Raw genomic sequence first — 26813 nt, 5'->3', positions numbered from 1 at the left:
GCTTACGCCTCCTCCTTCAGTTCGTTCACAATATCCCGCACCAGCTCGGCCTGCACCGATTTGTTGATCTCGACCCGGCCGATGGCGGTCGGGACGATGTACACCATGCGGCCTTCCTTGAACTTCTTGTCATGGCTCATAGCCGTCATGATCGCATCCGTGTCGAGATGCGGCGGCATCCGCGTCGGCAGCTCGAAATGCTGCAGGAGCCTCTTGGTGACTGTATAAATCTCCGGATCGCAGCCGAGCCGCAAAGCCAACTTCGCCGCGCCGATCATGCCGATCGAAATCGCTTCCCCGTGCAGCAGCTCGCCGTAGCCGGCGACCGCTTCCAGCGCGTGGCCGATCGTATGGCCGAGATTGAGGATGGCGCGCAGATCGTCCTCGCGCTCGTCGGCAGAGACGACGTGCGCTTTCACTTTGCAGCCTTCGAACAGCCCGTATTGAAGCGCTTCCGGCTCGAGTGCGAGCAGGCGCTGAGCGTTCTCGTCCAGCCAAGCGACGAACGAGGCGTCCCAAATAAGGCCGTGCTTGACCATCTCGGCGAGCCCAGCCCGCACTTCGCGCGGCGGCAGCGTGCGCAGCGTGGCGGTATCGTACAGCACCAGCTCCGGCTGATGGAAGGCGCCGATAATGTTTTTGGCCAGCGGGTGGTTGACGGCTACTTTGCCGCCGACCGCACTGTCGTGGGCGAGAATCGTCGTCGGCACCTGCACGAACTTGACGCCCCGCATATACGAGGCGGCGGCAAAACCGGCCACATCGCCGACGACGCCGCCGCCGAGGGCGACGATCGCCGATTTGCGGTCAAGGCCGGCCTCCAGCGCGGTGGCGACGATATCTTGCAGCACGGCGAGCGATTTGGACTTCTCCCCCGACTCGACCGTGTGCGCGGCAACCGTATAGCCGCCTGCGCGCAGCGCGGCCGCCAGCGGCTCTAGGTAATGCGGTCCGACCGCCGTATCGGTGACGATCAGCAGCGGCGACTTTGCGCTGATGCCGCGCTGCGCGAACAGCTCGGCCGCTTGCGCGAGCAGGCCGTCGCCGATGTAAATCGGATAAGAGCGTTCGCCAAGCTCCACCGTCAATTGTTTCATCGAATGCCGCTCCTCTCCCGCCCGAGACGCGTATTAATAGTCGCGCACTTGCTGCAAATAGCCCTCGTAATTGCGGCGAATTTCCTCCAGCGAATCGCCGCCGAACTTATCCAGAAACGCATTCGCCACTTCCCAGGCGATGACGTTCTCCATAATGACGCTTGCCGCCGGAACCGCGCACGTATCGGAACGCTCCACCTGGGCGGTGAACGCTTCCTTCGTGTCGATGTCGACGCTTTGCAGCGGCTTGTAGAGCGTCGAGATCGGCTTCATGACGCCGCGCACGACGATCGGGGCGCCGGTCGTCATGCCGCCTTCGAAGCCGCCGGCCCGGTTCGTGGCGCGGCTGAAGCTGCCGTCCTCATACAAAATCTCGTCGTGCACCTTCGAGCCGCGCAGACGCGCCGCCTCAAAGCCGATGCCGAACTCCACGCCCTTGAACGCTTGAATCGACAGCACCGCTTGCGCAATGCGCCCGTCCAGCTTGCGGTCCCACTGCACATGGCTGCCGAGGCCTACCGGCACGCCCTCGACGATCACTTCGACGACGCCGCCGAGCGTGTCGCCGTCTTCCTTCGCCGCGTCGATCGCAGCGATCATGCGCGCTTCCGCATCCTTGTCTACGACACGCACCGGGGACTCCTCCGTAATGCGAATCAGTTCGTCAAGCGGCAAATCCGCGCGCTGCGCTTCCACGTCGCCGATGCGCAGCACTTGCCCGGCCACCGTAATGCCGAACTGCTTCAACAGCTCGCGGGCGACACCGCCGATAGCGACGCGCACCGTCGTCTCGCGGGCGCTGGACCGCTCCAAAATGTTGCGCAAATCGCGCTGGTTGTATTTGAGGCCGCCGTTCAAGTCGGCATGTCCCGGACGGGGGCGGTTGACGCGGCGTTTCGCTTCCTCTTCCTCTACCGGCTCGATCCCCATAATTTTCGTCCAGTTTTTCCAGTCGTTGTTATCGACGACGAGCGCGATCGGAGCGCCCGTCGTTTTGCCGTGGCGCACGCCGCCGACGAAACGGGCCGTATCTTTCTCGATCTGCATCCGGCGTCCGCGGCCGTGCCCTTTTTGCCGGCGCGCCAGCTGAAAATTGACGGCGTCTGCGTCGATCGTCACATTGCTCGGAAAACCTTCAATAATGGCCGTAAGCTGCGGTCCGTGCGTTTCCCCTGCGGTCAAATATCTCATCTGGTCACAATCCTTCCAAACGCTTTAGCGCTTTCAAGTGCTAATTATTCTTCTGCTCATTATAGTATAGCTCCTCCGGTTTGACAACCGCGAAGCGCAAAAAACACGCCCCCGCCGCTGCTGCGGCAAAGCGTGTTTCGTTCGCCCTGCTATGGAACCGCCTTGACCTCGCGCCGTTATCCGTGCGCCGAGGTCGGCTTCAGCGCGCGCGGCGGCTCGGCAAGCTGCGGGTCATTCATGAGGCCCATAATTTGCACCGAGTCGATCCCCAATATTTGCGCGCATTCCTGGATTGTAATGAAGCCGCGGCGGTACGCGGAAATGACTTTGCGTTTATCCATAGGCACCCTTCCTTACCTGGAATCTCTATGCGGTATCCATAGTATAGGAACTTTTGCCAGCAGTTATACTTCGAACGTTTACGCTTTTTTGCGGTAGAAAAACGTCTCGGCAGGCTCGAGCCCGTATTGGGCCGGGGAAAATATTTGCTCGGTGCTGCCGACGAACAGCAGGCCGCCGGGCTTTAGCGCGTTCGCAAACTTTTGGTAAAGCAGGTGCTTCGCTTCTTCCGTAAAATAAATGATGACGTTGCGGCACACGATCAGATCGAAGCCGGTATCGAATTTGTCGAGCAGCAAGTTCCCTTTCTGAAACTTGACGGCCCGCTTCAGCTCGTCGGCAACGTGGTAGGTGACGCCGTCCTGGCGGAAGTACGTTTTAATATAGCTGTCCGGCACGTCGCGCAAGGAGCGGTCCACATAAACGCCCTTCCTCGCTTTCTCGAGCGCCCCGTCGTCAATGTCGGTGGCCAGCAACTGCGTGCCCTCGAGCGCTCCTTGCTTGGACAAAATCATGGCGATCGTGTACGGTTCCTCGCCTGTGGAGCAGGCGGCGCTCCATATTTTGAGCTTGCGGTTTTTGCGCAGCATCTCGGGGATATATTTTTGCTCCACCAGCTCCCACCGGTTCGGATTGCGCCAAAACTCCGAGACGTTGATCGTCATCCGGTCGAGAAACTCGTGGAACAGCGCCTTGTCCTTCATCAAGCCGTCAAAAAAGGAAACGAACGAAGTGAAGCCTTTTTTCGACCAAAGCGTCGTCAGGCGCCGCTTCATCTGCGCCTCTTTGTATTGGGACAAATCGATCGACGAATAGTCCTTTACTTTTTTGATAAACAGCGCGTAATCCTGATCGTCGGACATTACTTCAAACCCCTTTTGCAAACTAAATCGTCTAAGCCATTCTATAGGATACATTCCATGCCGAAGCGCAAAATCCTTCCAAAGTCGGAGCGGGGTGAAGAATTTTGTCGAATTGCGGCCCAGGGAAGTTGGGCTTTCATCTGATACACCGAGAATACGCGTTTGTGGGCTGTTGAAATATTTTCCATTCCTGTTATACTAGCGATATACTATCGGTCGTGAAGCACACGCCGCTTTGACACACGCTGCCCCGCTGTAGAGGGCCTGGTGTCGAGGCGGCCTTTTATTTTACACAACCAATTATGCAAACCAAGGATGTGAAGAGCTATTTTAAAATTTGATCTGGCTTATGAGGAGTGGTTAAAGACTGCCATTGCCCAAGAACAAAATCAAAGAAGGCGTGAATTGCTCGAAAAAGGGCTCGGCCACGGCACACGTGAATTTTTGCGTACCGTTTGGTTTCCCGTTGTAAGAAACTTCGACTATCTTTACCCTGAATGGGAAGTGCGTGATTTCAACAATAGCTATCGCTATCTGGATCTGGCTTATATGCCTGGCGGCGATGTAAAGGGCGGAATCGAAATTCAGGGATACGGGCCTCACGCAAGAGATCTCGATGTGAGACGTTTTAAGGACTTATGTTGGCGGCATTGCTTATTAGCGCTGGATGATTGGATCTTTCTGCCGATTGCTTATCTTTCCATTGCTGATGAGCCCAAACGCTGCCAGCAGCTTGTTCTTTCCTTTATCGGCAAGTTCATTACTACGGATGTACCCAAGCATTTGGGTTGGCTTGAAGCCGAGACCATCCGATATGCGAGACGACGATTTCGTCCTTTTGCACCATCGGAATTGGCAATCCACCTTCGAATCACGGATCAGCATGCCAGGCGAATTCTACACAAATTAGTTGACCTTAAGCTTCTGTTTGTTGCTAGCGGCAAACAGCGCTATCGAACGTACGTCTTACGAACTCAGTAATCGTTAATTGATCAAAAATAGTGGTTTTGATTGGTTTGCGAACTCAAGGAGCGTTATTTCCGACGCGTGGTTGCATTTTCTCTGCATTTTGACTCATTAACGACGCTGGAGTTCGTTAGATCAGATGAACTCCAATTTTCTCGATCATAAGCACAATACGATTCTTTAGTGATGCTTGCCCAAGATCCGGAAGTCAGCTCGGATCCGGCTTCTGCAATAAGACGATTCGGCATGAACGGCGGATTGAAGCTTGCGGGAAAATTGTTCGCCTTTCTCGCTAAAGGCCGGATTATCGTCAAACTTCCAAAACAGCGTGTGGATATGTTGGTATCCGCGGGACGAGGCGAACATTGCGAGATGGGACGCGGCCGTAGGATGAAAGAATGGGTTGCAGTCGGACCGGGCTTTCAGGAAGACTGGCCTGCCCTCGTTTTGGAGGCGAAACAATTTGTAACAGCCTTAACGAAAGATCGCCCAACTCGGCACTGAGCGATCATCGGATGCTGCCGACCAAAAAAAGCGATGACGCCCAATACCCTCGGGCCTCATCGCTTTTTTTCTGCGCGTTTTGCGCGTATTCGCATTAAATCCAGGTCTGTATGGCGCGATCGTAGACTACGAACTCTTCAGGTTTGAAGAAGATGCCGATTTCGCGTTCGGCGCTTTCCGGCGAATCGGAGCCGTGTATGAGATTGAAGCGCGTATGCGAGGCGAAATCGCCGCGGATCGTGCCCGGGATCGCCTCGAGGCAGTTCGTCTTGCCCATGAGCGCGCGCGACAGCGCAATCACTTGGTCGCCCTCCCACACCATGGCGAATACCGGCCCGGAGGTGATGAACTCGACAAGAGGAGCGTAAAAATCTTTGCCTTTATGTTCGGCGTAATGAATTTCCGCCAGCTCCGGTGTGATGCGCATCAGCTTCGCAGCCGCGAGCTGGAACCCTTTGCGTTCCAGCCGTCTCACGATTTCTCCGATGAGACCGCGTTGGACGCCGTCCGGCTTAACCATCAGGAACGTTCTCTCCATATGTATATGCCCCGCTTTCCGAGTAAATGGTAGCCCTACCATTGTACCCGATTTGCGCAGCCGTTCTCAAGCGGCGGGCTTGGCGCCCCGGTTCATGCCGGGCCTGTCAATAATTGCGGTCGCCGATAAAGTACGCGATGTCGATCAAATCCTGCTTCGCCTGTACGTCCGGCAGCTGGCGCAGCGCGGCTATCGCCTTGTCGATGTAGCGGCCGGACAGCTCTTCCGCCCGCTCGATGCCGCCGCTGCGGCGAATCGTTTCGATCAGCGGCGTCGCGTCCGTCTGGCCGTCCGACGCCTGGATGCGGGCCAGCTCCTGCAAGATGCGGTCCCGCAGCTCAGCCTGCTGCAGCGCGTAAATGACCGGCAGCGTAATGTTGCCCTGCTTCACGTCGCTGCCCGGCGGCTTGCCGAGCTCCTTCTCGGTGCCGCGCAGATCAAGGATGTCGTCGCGGATCTGGAACGCCATGCCGACGTTGTAGCCGAACGCGTACAGCCGGTTCGCGAGCGGCTCCGGCGCGCCTGCGGCGAGAGCTCCGAGCTGGCAGGAAATGGCGATGAGCAGCGCCGTTTTGCGCTTGATGCGCAGCATGTAATCGCGGATCGTCTGCTCCGTCTGGAAGAAGAAGCGAATTTGTTCCATCTCGCCGACGACCATTTGCACGATCGCTTTTGACATGATTTGATGAACGGTTGGGTTGGAAATTTTCGTAATAATTTCCAGCGCACGCGCAAAAATGTAGTCGCCCGTATACATCGCCACCCGGTTGTCCCATTTCGACCGGACGGTCAATTGCCCGCGGCGCGTATTCGCGTCATCGATCACATCGTCATGCACGAGCGACGACATATGAATGAGCTCCATCGGCACAGCGACATGCTTCATCCGTTCCAGATCGTACGTGCCAAATTCGCCGGCCAGCAGCACGAACACCGGGCGGATCCGTTTCCCCCCGGCTTTGAGCAAATGCACCGACGTCTCGCGAAGCATCGCGTGATCGATATAGACGCTGCGCTCCAGCTCCTTCTCGATGGCCGATATATCTTTCTTTTTTCGAGCGTAAATATCTTGTAATTTCATTCGTTCACCCGCGCCGCCGACAGATCGGGCCGATATGCGCCGGATTCGCTCCATATTTGCAAAGGAACCCGCTCCGGCAAAAAGCCCATCTCCCAGGCGTAATCGTAATACAGCTGCAGCCCTTCCCACTGCACCCTTCCGAAGTCGTAGCACAGGCCGCCGAAATAAGTGCGCCAATAGCTTTCCTCGCCGCCGATGGCAGCCACCGCTTCGCCGATCATGCCGCTCGGGTCGGCCAGCGATTTGCTTTTACTCTCCATAAATCCGTCAAAAACTCGCTTGACCAGCTCCGGATAGCGCTCTACCGTTTGCTTCCGGACCGCCCATACGGCGAACGACATCCATTTGCCCGTCTGGCGCAGCCATTCCTCGCCGAGATCGGTGACCAAGTACCCGTGCTTCTCCCAGGAAGCCCGAATCGCATCGTCTCCGATGAGCAGCGCAGCATCCGTCTGATTCATCATGTCGCCCAGGGAAGGAGCGGCATACGTGTAAGCCGGCTTGCCGCCGTAAAACTTCTCCAAAATAATTTTCAGCAAATTGACCGTCGTCGCCGACGTCGTCGGCAGCGACACGCTGCCGTTCGCAACTTTGTCCAGCGGCTCACGGTGAAACAGCAGCAGCGAACGAACCGTGCCGTGCGCGCTGACCGACATATCGGGATAGAGCAAATAATCCCGGAAGTTGGCTCCGTACTCGAACGAGGAAATCGGCCCCATATCGATCGAGCCTTCCGCGATGGCGCGGTTCAGCTGCGTCGGCACCTGTTCTTCGAAAGAAACCTTGTTATGAAATTCCGGACGCTGCAGCGGAAAATAATAAAATAGCGGCCAGACGTTCGTAAACTTAATTTTCCCTATACGGATTATGCCATTGTTGTCTATATTTGTCATTGCAAGTTCTCCCCGTCAGAGATACAGAATTGCGCTGCCTTCCATCGCTTCAAGCTGTTTAAAACCGGCTAATCCATATGTCAACGAACGTGAAGGCGAACATGACGCAGCTTAAGATGCCGTTCATCGTGAAAAAGGCGGTATTCAGCTTCGACAAATCGTTAGGCGATACGAGACGATGCTCATAAAACAAAATCAAATAAGCGATCGCAAGGCCGATCAAATACATCCAGCTCAAATGCGTCATGAAAAACAGCGCGACCAGTCCTACCGCCGTCAGCATGTGGAACACGCGCGCCGTCCAGAGGGCGCCGGCAAGGCCGAATCGGCTCGGGATGGAATGGAGCCCTTCCTTGCGGTCGAACTCGATATCCTGGCATGCGTAAATAATATCGAAGCCGGCCGACCAGAAAACGATCGTGGCGAAAAAGACGAGCGACGCCCACGTCACGCTGCCCGTAATTGCCACCCAGCCGCCGAGCGGCGCAAGGCCGAGCGTGATGCCGAGCACGATGTGGCAAGCCCATGTAAACCGCTTCGTGTACGAATAAAATACAAGGAAGAAGACAGCAATCGGAAGCAGCTCCATAGCCAGTCTGTTCAAATTAGCCGTTGCCCATAACAAAAGTCCGAACGAAATCGCAATATACACGTACACTTCGCCGACGGACAGCAGTCCGGCCGGAATGGCGCGGCCGGCCGTGCGCGGATTTTTTTTGTCGATGGCCCGGTCGATGAGCCGGTTCAGCGACATGGCCGCCGTCCGGGCGCCGACCATCGCCAGCACGATCCAGCCGATCTGCGGCCATGTCGGCAGCCGGTCGTTCAGCACGACGGAACCGAGGATCGCTCCCATAAAGGCGAACGGCAACGCAAACAACGTATGCTCGAATTTGATCATTTCGAGGAAGATGCGAATTTTGTTAAACAAGGCGGTTCACTCCCTCATCGTTATGCGGTTTGACGCCGATATGCAGCGCCGCGATGCCGCCGGTGAGCGGGTACGCCTTCACGTCCCGCAGCCCCGTCCTGCGGAAAATTTCGGCGAGCTGCTTATGATCGGGAAATTGCACGAGCGATTCCGGCAGCCATTTGTACTGTTCGTAACGGCCTGCAAGCAGCTTGCCCAGAAACGGCAGCACTTGCCTGAAGTAAAAATAATAAAGTCCTTTGAACGGCTGCCACGTAGGCTTGGACAATTCGAGCGAAACGACCATTCCACCCGGCTTCACGACGCGCCGCATCTCCTCGATTACTTTGACGAGGTCGGGCACGTTGCGGAGCGCAAATCCGATCGTGGCGTAATCGAACGTGTTGTCTTCGTACGGCAGGCTCATCGCGTTGCCGCGCACCAGTTCGATTTGGCCCTCCAGGCCGAGCCGCCCGATTTTGGCCGCCCCGTAGTCCAGCATGTTTTGGCTGAAGTCGAGCCCGACGATGCGCCCGCTGCCGCTCGCTTCGGCCAAGCGATAGCCCAATCGCAAGATGCCGCAGCATACGTCGATCGCGGCCGTTCCCGGCTTCACGCTCATTTTGTTCATCGTGAATTTGCGCCACGCCTTATGGCGGCGAAAGCTCAAGATGTCGTTCATTTTATCGTATTTGGGAGCAATGCTTTCGAACACCTCGTGCACGAACTGCTCCTTCGTCTTCGCCTCGCGCGTCGTCATGCTGCCTGTCACCTCAAATTTCTTCCAGTACCTTCGGCTTGTTCAACAGCCGTACGAACGGTTCGCTGCACGAGAACAGTTCGTCCGTCAGTTTGTCCGAGTCGATCAAGCCTACCTTCGCATGCAGCTGCGCCAGCGCCGCCTCGAGCAGCTGGTGCAAATGAACGGGAACGTTGTGTTTGAGTACGAGCATGCGCAGCTTGCCAGCGTCGACGTCGCCCGACTGCAGCGCCTTGCGGTCTTCTTTCGTCCCGTGCTGCATAATGTGCCAGTAGCCCCAGCTGCCGCGGAAACGCTCCACCGACTCCGCCTTGAACAGCTCCTCGAACAGCACTTCGCAGCGCGTAAAGCAGCTCAGCACTTCCGGCCACACGCTTTGGTACACTTCCTCCATCATCGACCCGAACGACAAAAACAGCCGCGACCGGATCGCCACGGACTGCTGAATATAATCCTCCGCGGTCACCTTCAGCTGTTTCATCATCATGTACAGATTCATCTTCAGCCGGTTCACTTCGCAAATCGCGCCGGAGAGCACCCGGATCAGCTCGATTTGCCCCGCCTGCGACAGCAGATGGTAAAAGCGCGAGGAAAAATAGTCCCCCGCCAGCACTTTCAGTTGCCGCGAGCGGGCCGCCTTCTTCTCCTTGGCATCGTTCGTGTCCGCCACCATATCGTGCGTATCGAGGCCAAGCTGCACGAGCGAAGTGACGAGCGCATACAGCTCGCTCGTCGCTTTCAGCCGGTCGTGCCGGTTCAGGAAAGCGAACAGAAGCCGTGTCCGAAAATCCGGGAAGTCGGGAAGCTCGGTATGCTTCTGGATCATATCGTATTCGGTATATTTCTTGGCGATTTCCGGAATTCGGTAATTCATGGGAGCCTCCGTGCATTAACCTGGGACAACGCTTCATCCTACTAAGTATAGCATATCTCGGGGCGGCTCGCACGACAACTTGCAGCTGGCCAGCGCAGGGCCGCCCGCCGCATGCCATGCGGCCATCCTTGCAGGCTAGAACGGATATCGTTCGCGCCACTTATCCGTGTACGTCATTTGAAAATGCTGCCGCAAATATTGTTCGAGCACAGCGACGCTTTCATGTTCGCCCGGCGCAGCCATATCTTTCCCCCGCTCGCGCACCGCATCCAATGCGAGCAGCAGCTTGCCTCCCGAACTGCGCGACGTCGCGCTGTAATCCATAACCCGTACGAACACTTCGCCGACGTTCGAAGTCGAAGCGAACAGCCGCTGCGCGATCGTGTACAGATCGCGAATGACTACCTCTTCGTCGGCGCTGCGCGGCAAATTGAGATCGACCGAGAGCGTCGAGCTCGTCAGCTCCACTTTGCGGATGCGCAGCTGCAGCGGCACCTGCACCAGCACATCGACGACGTTGCTTTCGGTCAGCTGCCGGCCGCCTGCGGAGCCGAACGCGGAGGAAGTTTCCTTGGAACTGAGCCAAGCTTCTTGCAGCTGCGGAACAAGGGCGAGCGTCAAAGCTATGGCAGCTGACAGAACGCCGACTAACAGCAACCGGGGGATGGCAGCCACGGTGGGATCGCACCTCCTGGGAATTCGTCCGAGGGACGGCTTACCACCATTGTACATAAGAAAAAAGCAGGCTATGCCTGCTTTTCCGAATTGCTAGCGGCCGGCTATGCATCCGTATCGATCGAACCGTGCTTCGTCATAATCGTCGCTTTGCCCCGTACCTTGATAGCCGACGTATGCTCCGTAAATTGCGCGATCATAACCTCGCCTTTATCGAGCTTCTCCGTATGATGAAAGCGAGTGTCCTGGCCGCGGGTAAGGCCGATCACATGCACGCCGTTCTCCTTCGCCTTGATGACAAAATATTCGCCTTGCGTCGCATCCGACATTGCGGGAATCCCCCTGTGCGTTTGTTGTACCATTATGATGCGGCAAAATGGTTCTGTTGTCAACGCGTGGGGGCGGTACCATTTTGCCTTACGCGGTTATTGTGTCCGACGCGAGCTTTTGCTTGCTGCCGCGGTAAAACATCTTGAACTTGGACGGCAGCAGCTTCGTGCTCCCGAGATACAAAATCAGGTCGGCCAGCTTGACGACGCCCCATGCGAACAGCAGGCCGGCGATCACGTCGAGAACCCAGTGAATTTGCAAGTACATCGTGGAGAAAATAATCGAGGCGCAGTACGTCACCATGATCGTCTTGAAAATGCGGTCCTTCTCGCGCAAGGCGAGCAGCAGCATCGCGAACGAGATCGACGTATGCATGCTCGGGAAGCAGTTCATGACGTTCACGAGCAGCTCGTTCTCGCTGGCGAACGTACGGTGCAGCAGATCGGGCTGATGCTTCACATACCATACCTCATGAAGCAAAATCAAGTTGTAAAACGGCAAAATGAGCGGAAATTGCAGCAAATGGCCGGATAAGGCGTAGGACAGCATCTTTTTGATGCTTCGCGTCCAAAACGCGCGCAAAATGCAAATCCACAGCGATAGGACGAAGCCGTAGTTGTAAATCCACATCATCGCCTTGTCGAGTCCGGGCGTCTTGATCGTCCGCACCCAGCCGGCGGAATTGAGCGGAATCGAATTCATCATATCGTCCCAGCGCAGCACGTGGCGGTTGTTCTCGAACATCCAGTTGGCGATTTTCCACCAGAAGCCGTTGCCCGAGCCGTAAAAGTAATAAAAGACGCCGAGCAGCGGAATAGCGAACAGGAAAAATCGTTTCCACTCCACATCGACCTGATCGCGGCGCACGCCCATCAGGCAAATAAGCAGCAGAATCCAGCATTCCTTCGTCCAGCCGCCGACAGTGCCGATGCGCCAGACAAGAAAAATCGAAACGATGATGCCGTACATCGTCCAGTCTTGGCCCTGTATTATTTGTTGCAGGCGATTGCGGTTCAAACAAGCTCCCCCTTGATCTATGCTGTAAGTCTAGTAAACGGATTTTACGCCATCGCTAGTATAGCAAAAAAGCGCCGCTTGCGCTTCACATTTTTTTAACAAAAAACCGACTATTTCGTTAGCCTCATACACAACCGCGCGAAGCCTTCGGACTATGCCGGGGCCTACTTCATCTGACCTTTCATATATTCGCGCCGCAAGATCGAATATTGGTACGAATCGTGCCATCCGCCTTTATGCCGCATGTGCTCTCTCATATGGCCCTCGTACGTCATTCCGATTTTTTTCATGACGGCTGCGGAGCCGATGTTGCCAGGGCGGCAGGTAGCATATATGCGGTGCAAGCCGAGCTCCTCGAAGCCGAAACGAAGCAACGCCGCAGCCGCTTCTGATGCATAGCCTTGCCGCCAATGCGCCCGGTCTATGCAGTAACCGATCTCGCCTTGCTCCGGTTCGGAGACGTGAATGCCGCACCCGCCGATCAAGCGGCCGCTTTCCCTTAACGTTAAGGCCAGCTCATAGTCGAGGCGGGGCTGCCGCCGCTGCATGCCGATTGCCCGCACGATGAAATCCGCCGTCTCCTGCTCCGTGTTCGGCCCCCAGATCATATAGGCGGTCACCTGCGGATCGGATGCGTAGCGATGCACATCCGCGGCGTCATTCGGCACAAAATCCCTGATCTCAAGTCGGGCGGTTTGCAGTTTCATTGCGGTGTCACGCTCCTGTTCCAATATATATGCAAAACCACTTCCCCCAGCGCATTTGCATACGACAAAGGAAGTGGTTTTGGGTTTGAAGCACGGTTTGCTATTGATCGGAGTAGCGGGATTTGAACCCACGACCTCATCCACCCCAAGGATGCGCGCTACCAACTGCGCTATACCCCGACAAGCCGCTTGCACGGCGCCCCGAAAAAAAGGGGACGTTTGTTATTATAGCGAATGGCAGGTAACGATGCAAGGGGAGATTTTGAGATCAGGGATGACGGATGTTAAACGCATCATTTCATGTACCTCTTGTCCGGTACGGGTGTAATTATCTGTATAGGAGTGCATCCATGCAAAACATATGAGCACACTCCTCCGTCCTCCCAAACGTCCACATTTTGCTTTTTAACGTGCGTTTCAAGCCCCTAAGATAAACTTCATTCACTTGTAATTGCAGCTATTAACATTTAATGCGAACATTATTTGCTTTTACCTATTCAATAACAACTTCTTTATCACTGCTAATTCTTCCCTTACTTCATTTCTAAAATTCGCAAAATCATCTTCAATTCGGTGCAAATGTCCTTGCATATCATCTACTTCTTGTTCAGCTTTATAATTAATAGCAAAATCGATAACGGCCTCTTGCTTATCTCTAGCCGCTTGACGGTTCTGGCTCATCATAATGATAGGAGCTTGAAATCCTGCTATAAATGACAAAACCAAATTTAAAAGAATAAATGGCGGTTCATCAAAATGAATAATTTTTGTAAATGACAAACTATTAAATAAAATCCATAACACCAATAAGGCAAAAAAGAGGTTAATAAATTTCCAACTGCCACCAAACTCAGCAATTTTATCGGCTAATTTATCAGACCATTTTGTCTTCCTTACATACTCTTCTTCAATATGATTATGAATTTGTTTTTGAAAATCATCGACTAGTTGGTTGATTCGACTTTCATAGTCCTTACCCTTTAAATTATCGTCTCGCACTTGATTATCCAATGTATTGCCCTCCCGTTTATAAGCCATTTGCGAGCCATTACTATTTCTTCGTAGATCACTCCGCTTAATGTCCAATAAATTTGTACTCATTAAATGCTGCTGCCTGCCCCCGATATTGCCCTTCGTCGTCGACAATATTCCAGACAGTCGCATTTATGATATAAAATCTTGTACCTTTACTTGATATACGAATCCCCGTGTAGTTATCTACAAAACCTTTTTCCGTAACTATCTTAAAAAATCTATCGCGTTCTTCCCGCTCCATTGGCTCAGCAGTTAATCTTGAAGGTGTCTGAATAAAGGTGTCCCAGTCCATCTCCCACAATTTTAGTGCTTGTTGATTGCCAAAATTTAAAATGGGATCGATCTCTAATCCATGAGATAGAACAACGATTGGTGCCTGAAAAAGTTGATCAAAACAGTCATCTTTTTCATTGATATCAATCAACTTTCTACCAGTCCACTTTTTATAACTATTGAGTACGTTTTTGGCATGTTCGTTTGTTGCACTTGCTCCTATGTAAATCATCTAATGCTTCCTCCGATAAATAATATGTTTGATATTTCAATCATAACCTCATGAATGCTCTACGTTCTGCTTGTGGTTTACACAAAATACATTATTACAAAAACCTACTCAGATACGGTCATTATATGCGTTAACCTTTGGACAAGCAATCTCCGACTTTCTTCAGCGGCATTTAATGATTCCATATAACGTTTTTTCTAAATTGAACCATTGTCGTCTTACCCAATTGTCAGCCTTAGCAGCAACATTACGCCTCACATTATCGTCATAATGGTAAATGATCAAAGGAGACGATCTGTTTATGAAGCTCAGTGCAAAGAACTGGCTTTTAGGAGGAATAACCGCCGTCGCATTATTGACAATCTCGGCTTACACATTTTCCAATTCCTCCAAGCCAAGTACGGTATACGCAGCGGATCAATCCAACGCCGCCAACAAACACGCCATAACGGTTAATGGTGTAGGTGAACTTATGGCATCTCCGGATGTTGCTTATGTAACACTGGGAATCGTCACAAGAGCGGATAGTGCCAATAGTGCCCAAACCCAAAACGCTCAAAGCTACGCTAATCTTGAAAAAGTACTTTACGACAATTACAAATTAGATAAAAAAGACGTGAAGACAACTGGATTTCAAGTTCAACCTGTCTATTCTTACGCAGATAAAGAACCCAAAATAACCGGTTATACGGCTACACAAACAGTACAAGTAACTTATAGAGATTTGGATAAGATAGGTGCGCTATTGGATGCCGCATCAGGTGCAGGTGTAAATCAAATTAATGGTGTTCAATTTGATACGGAGAAGCGTCAAGACTATGAAATTTTAGCAATCGATGCGGCCATGAACAATGCAGAAAACAAAGCAAAAGCGATTGCTAAAGATGCGGGTAAACGGTTAAACGGTATAATTAATGTTACTCAAACAGGCAATTCCAGTGTACCAATTCGAATTGATAATGTAGGAGTTAAGGCAATGAACCAAGCAACAGCGTCTAGTGCTGCGACCTCTATCTCACCAGGAGAGTTAAAAATCACTACAAACGTAACTGTTCAATACGATTTTCAATGAGAAAACAATATGAGAATCAGAAGAGCCCGCACCATTTTTCAAATTTGGTGCGGCCTTTTGATTTAACTTGAAATGAGAATTTTCACGCAAAAAAAAGCCACTCCATTTGAGAGTGACATTCCCTTAAATTCCATGCTACACTATCTCTATACCACATGGGGAGCTATCTTATGGACATTGCAGCAGTTTCCACTTCTCTATCTCAATCTGGCCTACAACAATCTGTTGGAATCAGTATCCTTAAACAATCAATGGATGCAGCCACCGAACAGAATCAAGTTCTTATTCAAATGATGCAACAAAGCGTCCAACCCTATCTAGGCGGTAATTTAGATATCAAGATATAAAACATCTCAATTAGAGGTGTTTTCTTTTTAATAATCAAACATCAAAAAGCCATTTTAATTGCCGGAGATGTTTGCTAATCGGCATTCCCTTAAACTCAAAGAATAAAAGCTGCTGTTAATCCGACTTTAATCGTATCGAACTCCTTGATAGACAACAAACCCGATAGGATGATGAGTAAAATGAATAACAGGATCACCCGGGTTTCCGACCGTCGGGTACGCGTGGTTAACATCGATATATTCGCCTTGCAATTCAATAGGCTCCCCTTCGGCTAAATACGGGATCGGCTGCTCCAGTCCTTCACCGTCTCCATAGCGAATAGCAACGAACGCCTCTCCCGTTACAATGGAAGGATCAGCGCCGCGGATATCAAGCACCTGGATTTGATCGATCAGGAAGTGTTGGTGCATTGCGCCGGCACCTTCAGCATCTTCTTCTACTCTTTTGATGACAGCCTTTACATGAACTACCGGCCCGCGAAGTGATAACGGATGATTTTGCTGCGGCAGCGGATCGTTCGTCAAAGTGTGGCCATAAAACGGGTGTTTTTTCGCCATCATATCGCTCCTTTTTGTTACAACTCCATGTTACCACTGCTCTGCCATCGCATCTGTCGTTATTTGGCTAAGCGCTCTTCCCATTTTGGTTTTGCAGCAAACGGTCCATCACTTCTTTTACGTTTATTTCCGTATCGTGCGGCCCCGACATGGCCAGGTAACGGGCAAATCCGGGGTCCGGCTTCGTTTCTTCAATGTCTCCATGCTCCCACGCATTTTTACCGAGAATATAAGGCAAGGAAAAATGGATAGCCTCCCTCCTCCAAGGTTTTACACAATTATACCAGAGATTGATGACATAAATATGACAAAACATATTTGCGAATAACTTGATGCAGAGCTTGCTTTCATAGCGAAAAACGCCCGAACTGAACGTTCGGACGTTTTCGCATGCTTCGATAAACCCTTGTACATTGGAGAGCGGTTGTATGGCTGACTACCTATGCATTATTTCGTGCACAGATCGCGAAGCGACTTGCCCGGTTTGAACGCCGGGATTTTGCTTGCCGGAATGTCGATTTCTTCGCCGGTTTGCGGGTTGCGGCCTTTGCGGGCGGAACGCTCCCGCACTTCAAAGTTGCCGAAGCCCACCAGCTGTACCTTGTCGCCGCTTTGCAGCGCCTCGGAAATTGCATCGAAAACGGCATCCACCGCCTTGGTCGCATCCTTCTTGGACAGTTCGGACACTTCCGCCACTTTATTGATCAGATCGGATTTGTTCATGCCATTTCACCTCCCTCTGAACTGGAGTGCGCAGCGCTTCTACTTCCTGTTTTTACCGTTTCCCCGCATTTTATACGTAAGCGGCGGCAAAACAAACAAATTCGTCCGGGACGGCGGCCGCAGCGTCTCTAGGCGTGCCCCCGGTTCTCGCACGGAGTCAGCCAGGCATAAGCGCGGCCTATACTTTCTGATGACGCGAAAAAACACTCTCCCGAGTGTTTTTTCGGTCTCGTTCCGTGCCGCCCCGCAGCATCTTTGCCTACAAGATGATTGCGATCAAGCCGCCCGAGCCTTCGTTTATAATGCGCCCGAGCGTTTCCTGCAGCTTGTAGCGGGCGTTGTCGGGCATCATCGCAAGCTTGCCCTGAATGCCCTCGCGGACGATCGAGTGCAGCGAGCGTCCGAATATGTCGGACTCCCAAATTTTTTGCGGATTGTCTTCGAAATCTTGCATCAGATAGCGCATCAGCTCTTCGCTCTGCTTCTCCGTGCCGATGATCGGCGAAAACTCGGACTCGACGTCGACGCGGATCATATGGATGGACGGCGCCGTCGCCTTCAGCCTCACGCCGAAGCGGGAGCCTTGGCGGATGAGCTCCGGCTCGTCGAGCGACATTTCGGCCAGCGTCGGCGCAGCGATGCCGTAGCCGGTCGTCTTCACCATTTCGAGCGCTTCGGCAAACTGGTCGTACTCGCGCTTCGCATGCGTAAACTCCTGCATGAGCTGCAGCAAATGGTCTTTGCCGCGAATTTCCACGCCGACGACTTCCATCAAAATTTTGTCGTACAGCTCGTCAGGCGCATGCAGATCGATTTCGGCGATGCCGTGGCCCATGTCCATGCCGGCCAGCGCCGCGCGCTCGATGAACTCGTACTCGCCGAAAGCGCCGACGACGCGCTCGATGTCGCGCAGGCGGCGAATGTTTTGCACCGTATCGCGCACCGAAGTTTCGAATTGGCTGCGCAGCCAATGCTTCTCGTCCATCACCATAACCCAGCTCGGCAAATTGACGTTCACTTCGTGCACGGGGAACTCGTAAAGCACCTCGCGCAGCACTTGCGTCATTTCGTCCTCGCCCATCGACGCGACGCTCATCGCCACGACGGGCACGTCGTACTTCGCCTGCAGCTCGGAGCGCAGCTCCTGCGCCGGCTCGCTGGCCGGCTTCATCGTATTGATGATGACGACGAACGGCTTGCCGACCTCTTTCAGCTCTTCAATGACACGCTCTTCGGCCTGTACGTACGAGGAACGCGGAATGTCCGAAATCGAACCGTCGGTTGTGACGACGATGCCGAGTGTCGAATGCTCCTGGATCACTTTGCGCGTGCCGATTTCGGCCGCTTCCTGGAACGGAATCGGCTCGTCGAACCAAGGCGTATTGATCATGCGCGGACCGTTCTCGTCCTCGTAGCCTTTGGCTCCTTCGACGGCATAGCCGACGCAGTCGACGAGACGGACGTTCACATTGAGCCCTTCGGCCACGGAAATTTGCACCGCATGGTTCGGCACGAATTTCGGCTCGGTCGTCATGATCGTCCTGCCCGCGGCGCTTTGCGGCAGCTCATCCGTAGCGCGGATGCGATCCGACTCGTTTTGGATGTTGGGCAGCACGACGGATTCCATAAAACGTTTGATAAAGGTCGATTTTCCGGTCCGGACCGCACCCACGACCCCCAGGTAAATGTCGCCGCCGGTGCGCTCGGCAATGTCTTTAAAAATATCCACTTTCTCCAAGCGTAATCCCTCCCAGGTCAGAACTCGTACATTCCTTTTGGACTAGTAAGAATATATGTGGCTTTGCTAGAAATATGTCAGCGGGTTTATTTAGTTTGCGTTCACCGCCAGCATCCCCCTTCGTCCCCGCAATGCGTGCGCATATGGCCGGGCACACCCGCAGCCTTTAGCAATATATGAGACCGCCTGCAGCGATATTCGGAAAAACGAAAAAAGACCGCTGCTGCGGTCTTTCGAATTCTAGCTTTAAGTTCATACTGCTAGAAGGCGGAGCCTAAGTCCCCGGCAAATACGGGATCGGCTGCCCGTTCTCCCAGCGGTACGGGAACGATTTGCCCGGCACGAACAGCGAATCTTGCACGAGCAACTCTCGCAAATCTTCGTCCGGCTTCAGGGCGCCTTCTCCGCCTTTGGCCTTGATATAGAGCATCAGATCCGGCGCATAGTCGATCGCCACCTGGCCCGATTCGTGAACGATATAATTGATGAAAGAGTTGCGGTTATAGACGCTCTTCACCTGCGGCGGCTTTTTGCCGAGCTTGCCGAAGTCGACGTAGTAAAAATACGGCGCGATCTGCTCGCCCTTCGGGAGCTGGCCGCCGTTTTTCTTCTTATAATCGTTCACCCAGTTTTGCACGTCGCCCGCGCTCTGATATGTGGACAGCTCCAGCAGCTTGACCTCCGGCTTCGTCTCCGGATGGACGAGCACATACAGGAAGAGCCCCCCGCTCTCAAACGAATTGACCGGGGGAGTCGAAATAAGCCCGTGCTCCTGCAGCTTTTTGAAGTCGATCATATATTTCTCGTAAATCGGCGTATCTTCCTCGCTGTTCTTGATCGGAAGCACGCCGGTTTTCGCGTGGAACCGGTCCACCGCACCTTGCACAACCGGGATAAATTCGGCCGGGTTCGCCGTATTTTGCTTGCGCAGCTCGTTCGGGTACATGCAGCCGGCTGCCAGCACCGTCAGCAGGGCGAGCACGGCTGCGGCGTAGAGCGATTTGCCGATTCGACCGCTCCGCATCTTCCATCCCCCTCCGTCATGTTGTCGTACGTCCATGCTACTATTCTTCCTCGCGCTGCTTGGCGAGCTGAGCCCGAATCGCCGCTTTCAGCGGGTCTTCCGGGATGATGGCGGTCACGTCTCCTTTGACTCTCGCTTGGCAGGCGAGCCGGATGCCCTCGTCAGCCAGCGTCCCGAGCTTGAGACGCTCGTTGTGATTCATCGGCGCCAGGCCGCTTTGATCCGGCACTTTCACTTTGCACATAAGGCAAGACGCTTTCCCGCCGCAGCGCACGCGAATCGGCACTTTGGCGCGGCCGGCAGCGTCGAGCAGCGACGTGCCGGGGCGCACGGCAATCGTGCGGCCGCTCGGTGCAAACGTAACTTTCGGTCCCAAGCTGTTCACTCCTTCAGAAGCTCCCGAACGGTGGCGCTCACTTCAGCGGACCAGCTGCCGCGCGCGAGCAGCTGGCGCAAAACCGGCAGGTGGCGCTCAGGCTCGCGCCGCATCGCTGCGGCGACCGCCTCGTAGCGGTCGGGACGACCGCGCAGCACGTTGAACAAAAGCTCATGGGCAAGCGGCATGAGCCGTATTGCGCCGCCGGCCCCGACGGCAGCGGAAGCCGCATAAGGCTGCAGCAGCGCGACGTCGACGGCGTACTTGCAGCCGAGCGCCTCGACGACAAATCCGCCTACCAGCTCCAGCGTATGGCCGTGAAGGTCGTAATGGCTCAGCGTTGAGCGGTAAATCGGCGTCTCGCTGTAGGCCGGTTCATCGACCGTGTAAAGCTGCAGCCTCTGATGCAACTCGTCGGCGTCGTCGCTATCCGCATACATGTCGATATCGCGGGGCGGGTTCGCCACGGAAACGCCTTGCAGCAGCAAGCCGCAGCTGCCGCCGACGAGCCACGGCCGGCTGCAGCCGTCAAGCTGCTTCTGCAGCAGAAGCAGAGCTTGGCGCAGCGATGCGCTTAGCGCTACGTTCATTTGGCTCCCCTTCTCCGCTTCTAAAAATAAGGCCGATGCAGCACGACGATTGTGCCGGCTTGTTTTACTTTTGCCTGACAGGCAAGCCGAAAGCCGCGCTCCAGCTCCTCCGGCTCGAGCCGCAGCTCTTCCGCCTCCGTCGGCGGCGCCAGCAGCTCCATCCCTTCCGTGACGAGCGAGCGGCAGCGCGCGCACGTGCCTCGCGTACAGGAGAAGCCCCAATCGGCCTCCGCTTTCAGCGCATGATCCAGAATCGTAAGTCCCGTTTCGGGCTCCATCGTTTTATGTACTTTGCGTCCTTTCAGCTCCAGCACTGTTCCGGTACCTTCCTTTGCAAAAATCAAATCATCGAGAATAACATATAAATCAAAATCGGCACAAACAGCAAAAAGGCGACCGCAGACAGCACGGCCCGCAGCCACCCGGTCGTTTTCGCACGGGCGAACGTAATTAGCAGGGAGGCAACGGCCATGAGGCCCATCGCCACGAACGACGCCCACATTTTATCCAAGCTGCTCATTGTCTCAATTCTCCTAGGCGAGGTATACGGTATCCCCGGTTGGTATTCGGTCTATAGCCGCGTCACTTTTCGAGGAATGCATTATCGACATTATACCACCCGCCCTTGCCGTTGCCAAACGGGCTGCGCGGTGCAACAAAAAGACGGAAGCCCGCGTTCCGGACGCTTCCGCCTTGCCGTTACGACACGGATGCGACTATTTTTTGCCGAGCATTGCGCTCATGAGCTGCTGCATATTGTTTGCGTCCAATTTGCTGCTCTTGACCGCATTTACGATGTCCTTAATCGTCTGCTCAGACACGTTTACGCCGACCAGCGACGATACTTGCTTGATCAGCTGCCGCAGCTGCGCTTCGTTTTGCATCGTTGACGGATTCACACCGCTTGCCAGCTTCTGGATGTCTTTCGGCGTAACGGTTTTGCCGGTTCGATTTTTGACTGTATTCAGCACGTCTTTGGTCAAATCCTTGTTCGCCATTATGCAGCCTCCTTACTTAGGTTGTTGTACACCCTAACTAAGGTATCGTATGTACGGCTGCGGCAAGCGGTGCGGGCTAGTTACGCCCATGTTCGGCACCGCCGGGCGTCCATGGAGCCAGCGCCAGCTCCTCGATCTCGTGGGTGCGGACGCGCCCCATCAGATCGAGCACCGCGGCTTGCGGCGTTTTTCCTTCGAACAAAACGGCGTTGAGCTGCTCGGCAATCGGCATCGTGACGCTGTAGCGCTGCGCCAGCAGCACGGCCGCTTGCGTCGTGCGCACGCCTTCGACGACCATTCCCATTTTGGCCAGCACTTCGTCCGGCGACAAGCCTTGCGCCAGCATCGAGCCCGCGCGCCAATTGCGGCTGTGCCGGCTCGTGCAGGTGACGACCAGGTCGCCGATCCCCGCCAGACCGGAGAACGTGAGCGGATTGGCCCCCATAGCGACGCCGAGCCGGGCGATCTCCGCCAGCCCTCTCGTCAGCAAAGCCGCTTTGGCGTTGTCGCCGAAACCGAGGCCGTCGGACAAGCCTGCGCCGAGAGCGATAATGTTTTTGAGCGCCCCGCCGACCTCAACGCCGACCACGTCGGGATTCGTATATACGCGGAAGAACGAGTTCATGAACAAATCTTGCGCCATTTCCGCGGCTTCCAGCTGCTGCGCGGCGACGACGACGGTCGTCGGGCAACGCTGCACCACCTCTTCGGCATGGCTCGGTCCCGACAGCACGACGAGGCGCGCCGGGTCGGCCTGCGGGAGCTCTTCGGCGAGCACATCGGTCATGCGCTGCAAAGTTCCCGTTTCGAATCCTTTCGTCGCATGCACGACCAAAGCTTCAGGCCGCAGATGCGGGCGCAGCAGCCGGGCGACCTCGCGCATGCCGGAAGACGGCGCAACCACAACGATAGCGTCTGCGCCGCCGGCGGCATCCGCGAGCGACGCCGTCGGCTCGATGCCGTCCGGCAGTTCTACTTCCGGCAGGAAGCGGGGGTTGCGGCGGCGTTCTCTCATTTCCGCAGCCTGCTCCGGGTTCCGCGTCCACAGCTTGACGCGGTGGCCGTTATGCGCCAGCACGGTGGCGAGCGCCGTGCCCCAAGAGCCGGCGACGAGCACAGCGACCGATTTGGACATTGCGGCACCTCCGATCATGACGTTATGAACTTTGCCGCTTTTTGGCACCGAGCTTGTTTTCTTTGCCGTTCCATAATTTTACGATGTTGGAACGATGGCGGATGAAGACGAACAGGCAAAGAACGACGCTGGCCCAAAAAATTTCCGGCGGGCGGTGCATGATGAGCAGCAAAACCGGCAACGCCAGCACGATGAGCAGCGAGCCGAGCGAGACGAAGCGCGATATGGCGATGGCGGCGACGGCGATCGCGCAGGCGATCAGCGTCGGCACGAAAGCGAGCATGGCCATCGCGCCGATCGTAGTCGCCACTCCCTTGCCGCCGCGAAAGCCGAAATAGACCGGCCAGTTATGGCCGACGATCGCCAAGAGCCCGCACGCCACCGGCACCCACCCTTGCTGCGGCGAAGCCGCCCAATCGCCGACGGCAACGGCGGCTACGCCTTTTAACACATCGAGCACAAGCACCATGATGCCCGGCCCTTTGCCCAGCACGCGCAGCGTATTAGTCGCTCCGGCATTGCCGCTGCCGTGCTCGCGAATGTCGATGCCGCGCACCAGCTTGCCGTACAGGAAGCTGAAATTGATGGCGCCGATCAAGTAGGAAACGAGTAAGCTGATTGCAATGAACATATGTATGCGCCTCCTGATCCAGATTCCGAGCGATCAATCGTCGTCGGATTTGCGGCGTGTAAACAGTCGGACCGGCGTTCCTTCGAAGCCGAAGGCGGCACGAATTTTGTTCTCCAAATACCGCTCGTAGGAGAAATGCATCAAATCCGGTTCATTGACGAAGAACACGAAGCTCGGCGGCTTGACCGATACTTGCGTCGCGTAGTTGATGCGCAGCCGCTTGCCGCGGTCCGTCGGCGGCGGCGTCATGGCGACGGCATCGGAGATGACGTCGTTGAGCAGATGCGTCTGCACGCGCATCGCATGCTGCTCGGCGACTTGACACACGACGGGAAGAAGCCGGTGCAGCTTCTGATGCGTTTTGGCCGATACGTACACGATCGGGGCATAAGACATGAACAGGAAATGGTCCCGGATATTCCGCGTGAACTGCTGCATCGTCTTGTCGTCTTTGTCGACGACGTCCCATTTGTTGACGACGAACACCGACGCCTTGCCGGCATCGTGCGCGTATCCGGCGATATGCTTGTCCTGCTCGATAATGCCCTCTTCCCCATTGATGACGACAAGCACGACGTCGGCCCGTTCGATCGCTTTCATCGCCCGCATGACGCTGTACTTTTCCGTCGTCTCGTACACTTTGCCGCGCTTGCGCATCCCCGCCGTATCGATAATGACGTATTTCTGTCCGTCTTTCTCGAACGGCGTGTCGATCGCGTCGCGCGTCGTGCCGGCCACTTCGCTGACGATGACGCGTTCCTCGCCGAGAATGGCGTTGACAAGCGACGACTTGCCGACGTTCGGGCGCCGATCAGCGCCACCTTGATCACTTCTTCGCCGTACTCCTCGTCCTCGATGTCGGGAAAATGGCGCGCCGCCGCTTCCAGCATGTCGCCGATGCCGATCCCGTGCGCGCCGGAAATAGGCACCGGATCGCCGAAGCCAAGCGCGTAAAATTCGTAAATTTCGTCTTGCCGCTGCAGATTGTCAACCTTGTTTACGGCAAGCACGACCGGCTTCTTCGAGCGGAACAGCAGCTGCGCCACTTCCTGATCGGCGGAGGTGACGCCGGCTTTGGCGTCAACCATAAAGATGATCACATCCGCCTCTTCGATGGCGAGTTCAGCCTGCATCCGCACGGAACGCATAATCTGGTCTTCGCCGTCGATTTCGATGCCTCCTGTGTCGATAATGCTGAACTCTTGGTCCAGCCATTCGCCGATGCCGTATATCCGGTCGCGCGTAATTCCCGGCTTATCTTCAACAATAGCCAACCGGTCGCCGATGATCCGGTTGAAAATCGTGGATTTTCCCACATTCGGACGACCGACGATAGCTACGATAGGTCTGCCCATCGTAAAGCTCACTCCCTGCTCAATTGTCGCGGCTTTCCCGCGTACGAACCCGAACTTTCCTTCTACGTGCGTACGATGCACAATGACCATCATAGCAAAAAAACGGCAGCTTCGCCATCGCGAATCGCATTCGCCGGCGCGCCGCCGCGCAGCTTCAGTTTCGCCGCCCGCACGTAAAGACGGCGTTCCCCGTTATAGGGCTTTAACCGCTGGCGGCGTGGTCGATGATAACCATGAGCCCGTTCTTCAAATCGTGAGCGTTGGCGTTCATAATTTTCTCGAGCGCGAACGCCACCTGCTCTTGCTCCTCTCGCGACCGCACAATAAAAATCGGCGCACCGCCGGCAATTTGTTCTTTGTCGACCGTGATGACCGCGACGATCTTGCTCATGCCTGTCCCCCCGCCTCTGCGCCATTCGCCTTCGATTCCTTCGGCAGCCGGACGGCGTTTTCCAGCACCGGCACACGCTGTGCGGCAATTTGCGCCTTGCGCGGATCGTGCTGCTGCGGCAGCAAAAACACGCCCATCCGGCCGTCGTTCATATTGAGCCGCGCCATCGGAAGCAGCGCCGGCTCCCCTTCATCCTTGTAAATGCCCAGGACGGACGAAATATCGTGCAGCAGCGCCTGGCGCTGTCCGGGATTGGCGATCGTAATTCGCGCCCCGCGGTTTTTCGGCTTGATCATGAGACCGACTCCGTGTTTCGCGATCGCTTCACGGTCCGACTTGAGCCCGACGTTCATAATATAAATGTCGCCTACATACAGGTCCGGACCGTCAATCCTGACTTCCGCCGGCTCGATGTCGGCGATTTGGCCCAAATGCTTGCCCGATTTGAAGCGCAGCGAAATAAACAGAGTGACGAGGCCTACCGCGATTCCCCAATACCAAGCGGCTACGATCGCGAACGACGCGGAGAGGAAAGCTGCGAAAATAACCAAATAGTTGCGGCCCTCGAACACCATCGCTATCCCTTCGATGTACGTCGCGCCGCGCGGAACAAGCTCCATTTCGTCGATTTTGGCCAAGCTTTGCCGCTCCATGTTGCGCACGTCGCGAAATTGCTGCGCCGCAACGCCGAGAAACGTCACTGCGGTATAGTTTTTATCAAGCAGCGCCGGTACGGCGACCGCCCCGAGGCCGGCGGCGATAACGCCGAGCGAAATATGGATAATGGTGCCGTGCGGGTAGGACGGATATTGATGATAATCCGTCTGCAGCATAATGATCCTGGCCAAGACGCCGAAGAAAATGCCGATGATGACTCCGAGCGTATGGCTCTCCGTCAAATAGTGCCAGGTCATTATTTGCGCCACCCCTTTCTTTTGTCGGCCCATAGCTGCGAAAGCACTTTGACGCCGTTAGCCGCTTCCTGCATCAGAACGGTCGCGCAGCGAGAGACGAACACAGCGGTCCACCATTGATCCTGGAACGAAGGCCCGCCCAGCGTCATTATGCCGGTCTTATGGCGGAACAGCACACCATATAGCGTTCCCGTCGCCAAACCGATCGAAAGGCATGCCAGCTGCAGCGACACGCTGCGCTGCAGCACAAGCGTTATAAGACCGACCAGAACGGCAATATCGACGTCGGCCCGGGAGACGATCAAGATCGGATCGATCTCGAACAGCTCCTGCAGCAAAAAGTGAAACGAGCCGAGGAGCAGCCCGATCGATAACGCATGCAGCTTGGCCGCCGCCCCTTCGGTGCCGAGCCATAAACAGACGGCAAGCGCGGACACGAGCAGGAACGGCCCGCTCAGTTTGAAATGCTGAACCGTAACCGTCCATTTGCTTAACCCGACCCAGGCGATAAAAAAAAGAAGTATCCCCTTGTGCGATATACTTCTTAGAAGCACGTCCTTCCAGCCGCTTGACAGGAGTATAAGGGCAATGACCAGAAGGATGAGCGAGAGAAAGCCGGGATTCATGGGCGCATCCCCCTACTACGGCACTATGTCGCTGTCCCTTAGTATGGCGG

At 55.0% G+C, this 26813-nt stretch carries 35 protein-coding genes, 1 tRNA gene and 1 pseudogene; 4 read left to right on the top strand and 33 right to left on the bottom strand.

Annotated features, from left to right (window positions below; translation table 11 throughout):
• Positions 1–2: 2 nt before the first annotated feature.
• The 4 genes from aroB to SD70_RS06705 form a co-directional block, all read right to left on the bottom strand.
• Positions 3–1097: a 3-dehydroquinate synthase gene (aroB, locus tag SD70_RS06715; protein ID WP_041046836.1), complete on the bottom strand. Its 1095-nt coding sequence runs from the start codon at positions 1095–1097 to the stop codon at positions 3–5.
• Between the two features lie 33 nt (positions 1098–1130).
• Positions 1131–2288 (bottom strand): chorismate synthase, encoded by a 1158-nt coding sequence (aroC, locus tag SD70_RS06710; RefSeq protein ID WP_041046835.1) that lies wholly within the window; start codon positions 2286–2288, stop codon positions 1131–1133.
• A gap of 176 nt (positions 2289–2464) precedes the next feature.
• Complete coding sequence (locus tag SD70_RS36805; protein WP_197080956.1) at positions 2465–2629, bottom strand: hypothetical protein; 165 nt, start codon at positions 2627–2629, stop codon at positions 2465–2467.
• 78 nt (positions 2630–2707) lie between these two features.
• Positions 2708–3490 carry a CheR family methyltransferase gene (locus SD70_RS06705; protein WP_041046834.1) on the bottom strand — a complete coding sequence of 261 codons (783 nt, stop codon included), beginning with the start codon at positions 3488–3490 and terminating at the stop codon, positions 2708–2710.
• A 327-nt stretch (positions 3491–3817) separates the two neighbouring features.
• Here SD70_RS06705 and SD70_RS06700 point away from each other — a divergent pair, with 327 nt between their 5' ends.
• Both SD70_RS06700 and SD70_RS32910 read left to right on the top strand, forming a co-directional pair.
• The gene (locus tag SD70_RS06700) at positions 3818–4471 is read left to right on the top strand and encodes a hypothetical protein (protein ID WP_041046833.1); all 654 of its coding nucleotides are present in this window, start codon (positions 3818–3820) and stop codon (positions 4469–4471) included.
• 231 nt (positions 4472–4702) lie between these two features.
• Positions 4703–4960 (top strand): hypothetical protein, encoded by a 258-nt coding sequence (locus SD70_RS32910; RefSeq protein WP_156157915.1) that lies wholly within the window; start codon positions 4703–4705, stop codon positions 4958–4960.
• A gap of 94 nt (positions 4961–5054) precedes the next feature.
• Here SD70_RS32910 and ndk read toward each other — a convergent pair whose 3' ends face one another.
• From ndk to SD70_RS06630, 13 genes are all read right to left on the bottom strand, one after another.
• The gene (gene ndk / locus SD70_RS06690) at positions 5055–5498 is read right to left on the bottom strand and encodes a nucleoside-diphosphate kinase (RefSeq protein WP_041046832.1); all 444 of its coding nucleotides are present in this window, start codon (positions 5496–5498) and stop codon (positions 5055–5057) included.
• Positions 5499–5604: 106 nt separating this feature from the next.
• Positions 5605–6579 (bottom strand): heptaprenyl diphosphate synthase component II, encoded by a 975-nt coding sequence (gene hepT / locus SD70_RS06685; protein ID WP_041046831.1) that lies wholly within the window; start codon positions 6577–6579, stop codon positions 5605–5607.
• Positions 6576–7472: a menaquinone biosynthetic enzyme MqnA/MqnD family protein gene (locus tag SD70_RS06680; RefSeq protein WP_052487121.1), complete on the bottom strand. Its 897-nt coding sequence runs from the start codon at positions 7470–7472 to the stop codon at positions 6576–6578. Before SD70_RS06680 ends, hepT begins: the two co-directional genes overlap by 4 nt.
• A 58-nt stretch (positions 7473–7530) precedes the next feature.
• Positions 7531–8403, bottom strand: coding sequence for a UbiA-like polyprenyltransferase (locus SD70_RS06675; protein WP_041046830.1), 873 nt, complete (start codon positions 8401–8403; stop codon positions 7531–7533).
• On the bottom strand, positions 8396–9142 hold the full coding sequence (locus SD70_RS06670; RefSeq protein ID WP_041046883.1) for a demethylmenaquinone methyltransferase: 747 nt from the start codon (positions 9140–9142) through the stop codon (positions 8396–8398). The genes SD70_RS06675 and SD70_RS06670 overlap by 8 nt, the downstream gene beginning before the upstream one ends.
• Positions 9143–9155: 13 nt before the next feature.
• The gene (locus tag SD70_RS06665; RefSeq protein WP_041046829.1) at positions 9156–10016 is read right to left on the bottom strand and encodes a heptaprenyl diphosphate synthase component 1; all 861 of its coding nucleotides are present in this window, start codon (positions 10014–10016) and stop codon (positions 9156–9158) included.
• Between the two features lie 135 nt (positions 10017–10151).
• The gene (locus SD70_RS06660; protein WP_041046828.1) at positions 10152–10691 is read right to left on the bottom strand and encodes a hypothetical protein; all 540 of its coding nucleotides are present in this window, start codon (positions 10689–10691) and stop codon (positions 10152–10154) included.
• Between the two features lie 104 nt (positions 10692–10795).
• Entirely contained in the window at positions 10796–11020 is a 225-nt protein-coding gene (gene mtrB / locus SD70_RS06655) for a trp RNA-binding attenuation protein MtrB (protein WP_041046827.1), read from the bottom strand.
• 88 nt (positions 11021–11108) lie between these two features.
• A complete protein-coding gene (locus SD70_RS06650) occupies positions 11109–12038 on the bottom strand; it encodes a phosphatase PAP2 family protein (protein WP_052487120.1) in 930 nt (309 codons plus the stop codon).
• 164 nt (positions 12039–12202) lie between these two features.
• Positions 12203–12745, bottom strand: a complete 543-nt coding sequence (locus SD70_RS06645) for a GNAT family N-acetyltransferase (protein WP_041046826.1) — start codon at positions 12743–12745, stop codon at positions 12203–12205.
• A gap of 107 nt (positions 12746–12852) precedes the next feature.
• Positions 12853–12925 (bottom strand) — tRNA-Pro (locus SD70_RS06640).
• A gap of 309 nt (positions 12926–13234) precedes the next feature.
• Positions 13235–13756: a DUF1003 domain-containing protein gene (locus SD70_RS06635; protein WP_231571077.1), complete on the bottom strand. Its 522-nt coding sequence runs from the start codon at positions 13754–13756 to the stop codon at positions 13235–13237.
• Positions 13757–13820: 64 nt separating this feature from the next.
• Positions 13821–14285, bottom strand: a complete 465-nt coding sequence (locus SD70_RS06630) for an MEKHLA domain-containing protein (protein WP_041046824.1) — start codon at positions 14283–14285, stop codon at positions 13821–13823.
• 301 nt (positions 14286–14586) lie between these two features.
• Between SD70_RS06630 and SD70_RS06625 the strand changes: the two genes are divergently transcribed.
• Positions 14587–15357, top strand: coding sequence for an SIMPL domain-containing protein (locus tag SD70_RS06625; RefSeq protein ID WP_041046823.1), 771 nt, complete (start codon positions 14587–14589; stop codon positions 15355–15357).
• A 170-nt stretch (positions 15358–15527) separates the two neighbouring features.
• Positions 15528–15704 (top strand): YjfB family protein, encoded by a 177-nt coding sequence (locus SD70_RS34605; protein ID WP_082053178.1) that lies wholly within the window; start codon positions 15528–15530, stop codon positions 15702–15704.
• Between the two features lie 126 nt (positions 15705–15830).
• On the opposite strand, the gene SD70_RS06620 is transcribed toward SD70_RS34605, so the two are convergent.
• From SD70_RS06620 to SD70_RS06550, 16 genes and pseudogenes are all read right to left on the bottom strand, one after another.
• Positions 15831–16262, bottom strand: coding sequence for a hypothetical protein (locus tag SD70_RS06620; RefSeq protein ID WP_082053177.1), 432 nt, complete (start codon positions 16260–16262; stop codon positions 15831–15833).
• 67 nt (positions 16263–16329) lie between these two features.
• Positions 16330–16500 (bottom strand): hypothetical protein, encoded by a 171-nt coding sequence (locus tag SD70_RS35830; RefSeq protein WP_156157914.1) that lies wholly within the window; start codon positions 16498–16500, stop codon positions 16330–16332.
• A gap of 209 nt (positions 16501–16709) precedes the next feature.
• Positions 16710–16985 (bottom strand): HU family DNA-binding protein, encoded by a 276-nt coding sequence (locus tag SD70_RS06615; protein WP_041046822.1) that lies wholly within the window; start codon positions 16983–16985, stop codon positions 16710–16712.
• 259 nt (positions 16986–17244) lie between these two features.
• Positions 17245–18723, bottom strand: coding sequence for a stage IV sporulation protein A (gene spoIVA, locus SD70_RS06610; protein WP_041046821.1), 1479 nt, complete (start codon positions 18721–18723; stop codon positions 17245–17247).
• 274 nt (positions 18724–18997) lie between these two features.
• Positions 18998–19747 (bottom strand): hypothetical protein, encoded by a 750-nt coding sequence (locus SD70_RS06605; RefSeq protein ID WP_052487118.1) that lies wholly within the window; start codon positions 19745–19747, stop codon positions 18998–19000.
• A 40-nt stretch (positions 19748–19787) separates the two neighbouring features.
• Positions 19788–20123: a 2Fe-2S iron-sulfur cluster-binding protein gene (locus SD70_RS06600; RefSeq protein ID WP_197080955.1), complete on the bottom strand. Its 336-nt coding sequence runs from the start codon at positions 20121–20123 to the stop codon at positions 19788–19790.
• A gap of 5 nt (positions 20124–20128) precedes the next feature.
• On the bottom strand, positions 20129–20713 hold the full coding sequence (locus tag SD70_RS06595; protein WP_052487117.1) for a hypothetical protein: 585 nt from the start codon (positions 20711–20713) through the stop codon (positions 20129–20131).
• Between the two features lie 20 nt (positions 20714–20733).
• On the bottom strand, positions 20734–21027 hold the full coding sequence (locus SD70_RS06590; protein ID WP_041046819.1) for a 2Fe-2S iron-sulfur cluster-binding protein: 294 nt from the start codon (positions 21025–21027) through the stop codon (positions 20734–20736).
• A 26-nt stretch (positions 21028–21053) separates the two neighbouring features.
• A complete protein-coding gene (locus SD70_RS06585; protein WP_041046818.1) occupies positions 21054–21233 on the bottom strand; it encodes a DUF2768 family protein in 180 nt (59 codons plus the stop codon).
• 196 nt (positions 21234–21429) lie between these two features.
• On the bottom strand, positions 21430–21711 hold the full coding sequence (locus SD70_RS06580; protein ID WP_041046817.1) for a stage VI sporulation protein F: 282 nt from the start codon (positions 21709–21711) through the stop codon (positions 21430–21432).
• Between the two features lie 76 nt (positions 21712–21787).
• A complete protein-coding gene (locus tag SD70_RS06575; protein ID WP_041046816.1) occupies positions 21788–22846 on the bottom strand; it encodes an NAD(P)H-dependent glycerol-3-phosphate dehydrogenase in 1059 nt (352 codons plus the stop codon).
• Positions 22847–22868: 22 nt separating this feature from the next.
• Complete coding sequence (gene plsY, locus SD70_RS06570) at positions 22869–23477, bottom strand: glycerol-3-phosphate 1-O-acyltransferase PlsY (protein WP_041046815.1); 609 nt, start codon at positions 23475–23477, stop codon at positions 22869–22871.
• A gap of 33 nt (positions 23478–23510) precedes the next feature.
• A pseudogene (gene der, locus SD70_RS06565) lies at positions 23511–24832 on the bottom strand (ribosome biogenesis GTPase Der).
• A gap of 202 nt (positions 24833–25034) precedes the next feature.
• The gene (locus SD70_RS06560) at positions 25035–25223 is read right to left on the bottom strand and encodes a capping complex subunit for YIEGIA (protein ID WP_041046814.1); all 189 of its coding nucleotides are present in this window, start codon (positions 25221–25223) and stop codon (positions 25035–25037) included.
• Positions 25220–26137: a YIEGIA family protein gene (locus SD70_RS06555; RefSeq protein WP_041046813.1), complete on the bottom strand. Its 918-nt coding sequence runs from the start codon at positions 26135–26137 to the stop codon at positions 25220–25222. The genes SD70_RS06560 and SD70_RS06555 overlap by 4 nt, the downstream gene beginning before the upstream one ends.
• Positions 26137–26763, bottom strand: a complete 627-nt coding sequence (locus SD70_RS06550) for a YphA family membrane protein (RefSeq protein WP_052487116.1) — start codon at positions 26761–26763, stop codon at positions 26137–26139. Before SD70_RS06550 ends, SD70_RS06555 begins: the two co-directional genes overlap by 1 nt.
• Positions 26764–26813 lie beyond the last annotated feature (50 nt).

The organism is Gordoniibacillus kamchatkensis (genome assembly GCF_000829455.1).
Lineage (GTDB): Bacteria > Bacillota > Bacilli > Paenibacillales > NBRC-103111 > Gordoniibacillus > Gordoniibacillus kamchatkensis.
Note: the sequence above shows the minus strand (reverse complement) of the source record. Positions and strands in the feature narration are given on the sequence as shown.

Excerpts from the sequence above, each read along its gene's own strand:
- SD70_RS06605 (WP_052487118.1), bottom strand. The coding sequence starts at position 19,747 with ATGCGGAGCGGTCGAATCGGCAAATCGCTCTACGCCGCAGCCGTGCTC.
- SD70_RS36805 (WP_197080956.1), bottom strand. The coding sequence starts at position 2,629 with ATGGATAAACGCAAAGTCATTTCCGCGTACCGCCGCGGCTTCATTACA.
- SD70_RS06595 (WP_052487117.1), bottom strand. The coding sequence starts at position 20,713 with ATGAACGTAGCGCTAAGCGCATCGCTGCGCCAAGCTCTGCTTCTGCTG.
- SD70_RS06555 (WP_041046813.1), bottom strand. The coding sequence starts at position 26,137 with ATGACCTGGCACTATTTGACGGAGAGCCATACGCTCGGAGTCATCATC.
- mtrB (WP_041046827.1), bottom strand. The coding sequence starts at position 11,020 with ATGTCGGATGCGACGCAAGGCGAATATTTTGTCATCAAGGCGAAGGAG.
- SD70_RS06620 (WP_082053177.1), bottom strand. The coding sequence starts at position 16,262 with ATGGCGAAAAAACACCCGTTTTATGGCCACACTTTGACGAACGATCCG.
- SD70_RS06575 (WP_041046816.1), bottom strand. The coding sequence starts at position 22,846 with ATGTCCAAATCGGTCGCTGTGCTCGTCGCCGGCTCTTGGGGCACGGCG.
- plsY (WP_041046815.1), bottom strand. The coding sequence starts at position 23,477 with ATGTTCATTGCAATCAGCTTACTCGTTTCCTACTTGATCGGCGCCATC.
- SD70_RS06630 (WP_041046824.1), bottom strand. The coding sequence starts at position 14,285 with ATGATTTACATAGGAGCAAGTGCAACAAACGAACATGCCAAAAACGTA.
- SD70_RS06665 (WP_041046829.1), bottom strand. The coding sequence starts at position 10,016 with ATGAATTACCGAATTCCGGAAATCGCCAAGAAATATACCGAATACGAT.
- SD70_RS34605 (WP_082053178.1), top strand. The coding sequence starts at position 15,528 with ATGGACATTGCAGCAGTTTCCACTTCTCTATCTCAATCTGGCCTACAA.
- SD70_RS06705 (WP_041046834.1), bottom strand. The coding sequence starts at position 3,490 with ATGTCCGACGATCAGGATTACGCGCTGTTTATCAAAAAAGTAAAGGAC.
- SD70_RS06560 (WP_041046814.1), bottom strand. The coding sequence starts at position 25,223 with ATGAGCAAGATCGTCGCGGTCATCACGGTCGACAAAGAACAAATTGCC.
- SD70_RS06625 (WP_041046823.1), top strand. The coding sequence starts at position 14,587 with ATGAAGCTCAGTGCAAAGAACTGGCTTTTAGGAGGAATAACCGCCGTC.
- SD70_RS06580 (WP_041046817.1), bottom strand. The coding sequence starts at position 21,711 with ATGGCGAACAAGGATTTGACCAAAGACGTGCTGAATACAGTCAAAAAT.
- SD70_RS06670 (WP_041046883.1), bottom strand. The coding sequence starts at position 9,142 with ATGACGACGCGCGAGGCGAAGACGAAGGAGCAGTTCGTGCACGAGGTG.
- SD70_RS06585 (WP_041046818.1), bottom strand. The coding sequence starts at position 21,233 with ATGAGCAGCTTGGATAAAATGTGGGCGTCGTTCGTGGCGATGGGCCTC.
- aroB (WP_041046836.1), bottom strand. The coding sequence starts at position 1,097 with ATGAAACAATTGACGGTGGAGCTTGGCGAACGCTCTTATCCGATTTAC.
- SD70_RS06645 (WP_041046826.1), bottom strand. The coding sequence starts at position 12,745 with ATGAAACTGCAAACCGCCCGACTTGAGATCAGGGATTTTGTGCCGAAT.
- ndk (WP_041046832.1), bottom strand. The coding sequence starts at position 5,498 with ATGGAGAGAACGTTCCTGATGGTTAAGCCGGACGGCGTCCAACGCGGT.
- SD70_RS06615 (WP_041046822.1), bottom strand. The coding sequence starts at position 16,985 with ATGAACAAATCCGATCTGATCAATAAAGTGGCGGAAGTGTCCGAACTG.
- SD70_RS06680 (WP_052487121.1), bottom strand. The coding sequence starts at position 7,472 with ATGACAAATATAGACAACAATGGCATAATCCGTATAGGGAAAATTAAG.
- SD70_RS06550 (WP_052487116.1), bottom strand. The coding sequence starts at position 26,763 with ATGAATCCCGGCTTTCTCTCGCTCATCCTTCTGGTCATTGCCCTTATA.
- SD70_RS32910 (WP_156157915.1), top strand. The coding sequence starts at position 4,703 with ATGAACGGCGGATTGAAGCTTGCGGGAAAATTGTTCGCCTTTCTCGCT.
- aroC (WP_041046835.1), bottom strand. The coding sequence starts at position 2,288 with ATGAGATATTTGACCGCAGGGGAAACGCACGGACCGCAGCTTACGGCC.
- hepT (WP_041046831.1), bottom strand. The coding sequence starts at position 6,579 with ATGAAATTACAAGATATTTACGCTCGAAAAAAGAAAGATATATCGGCC.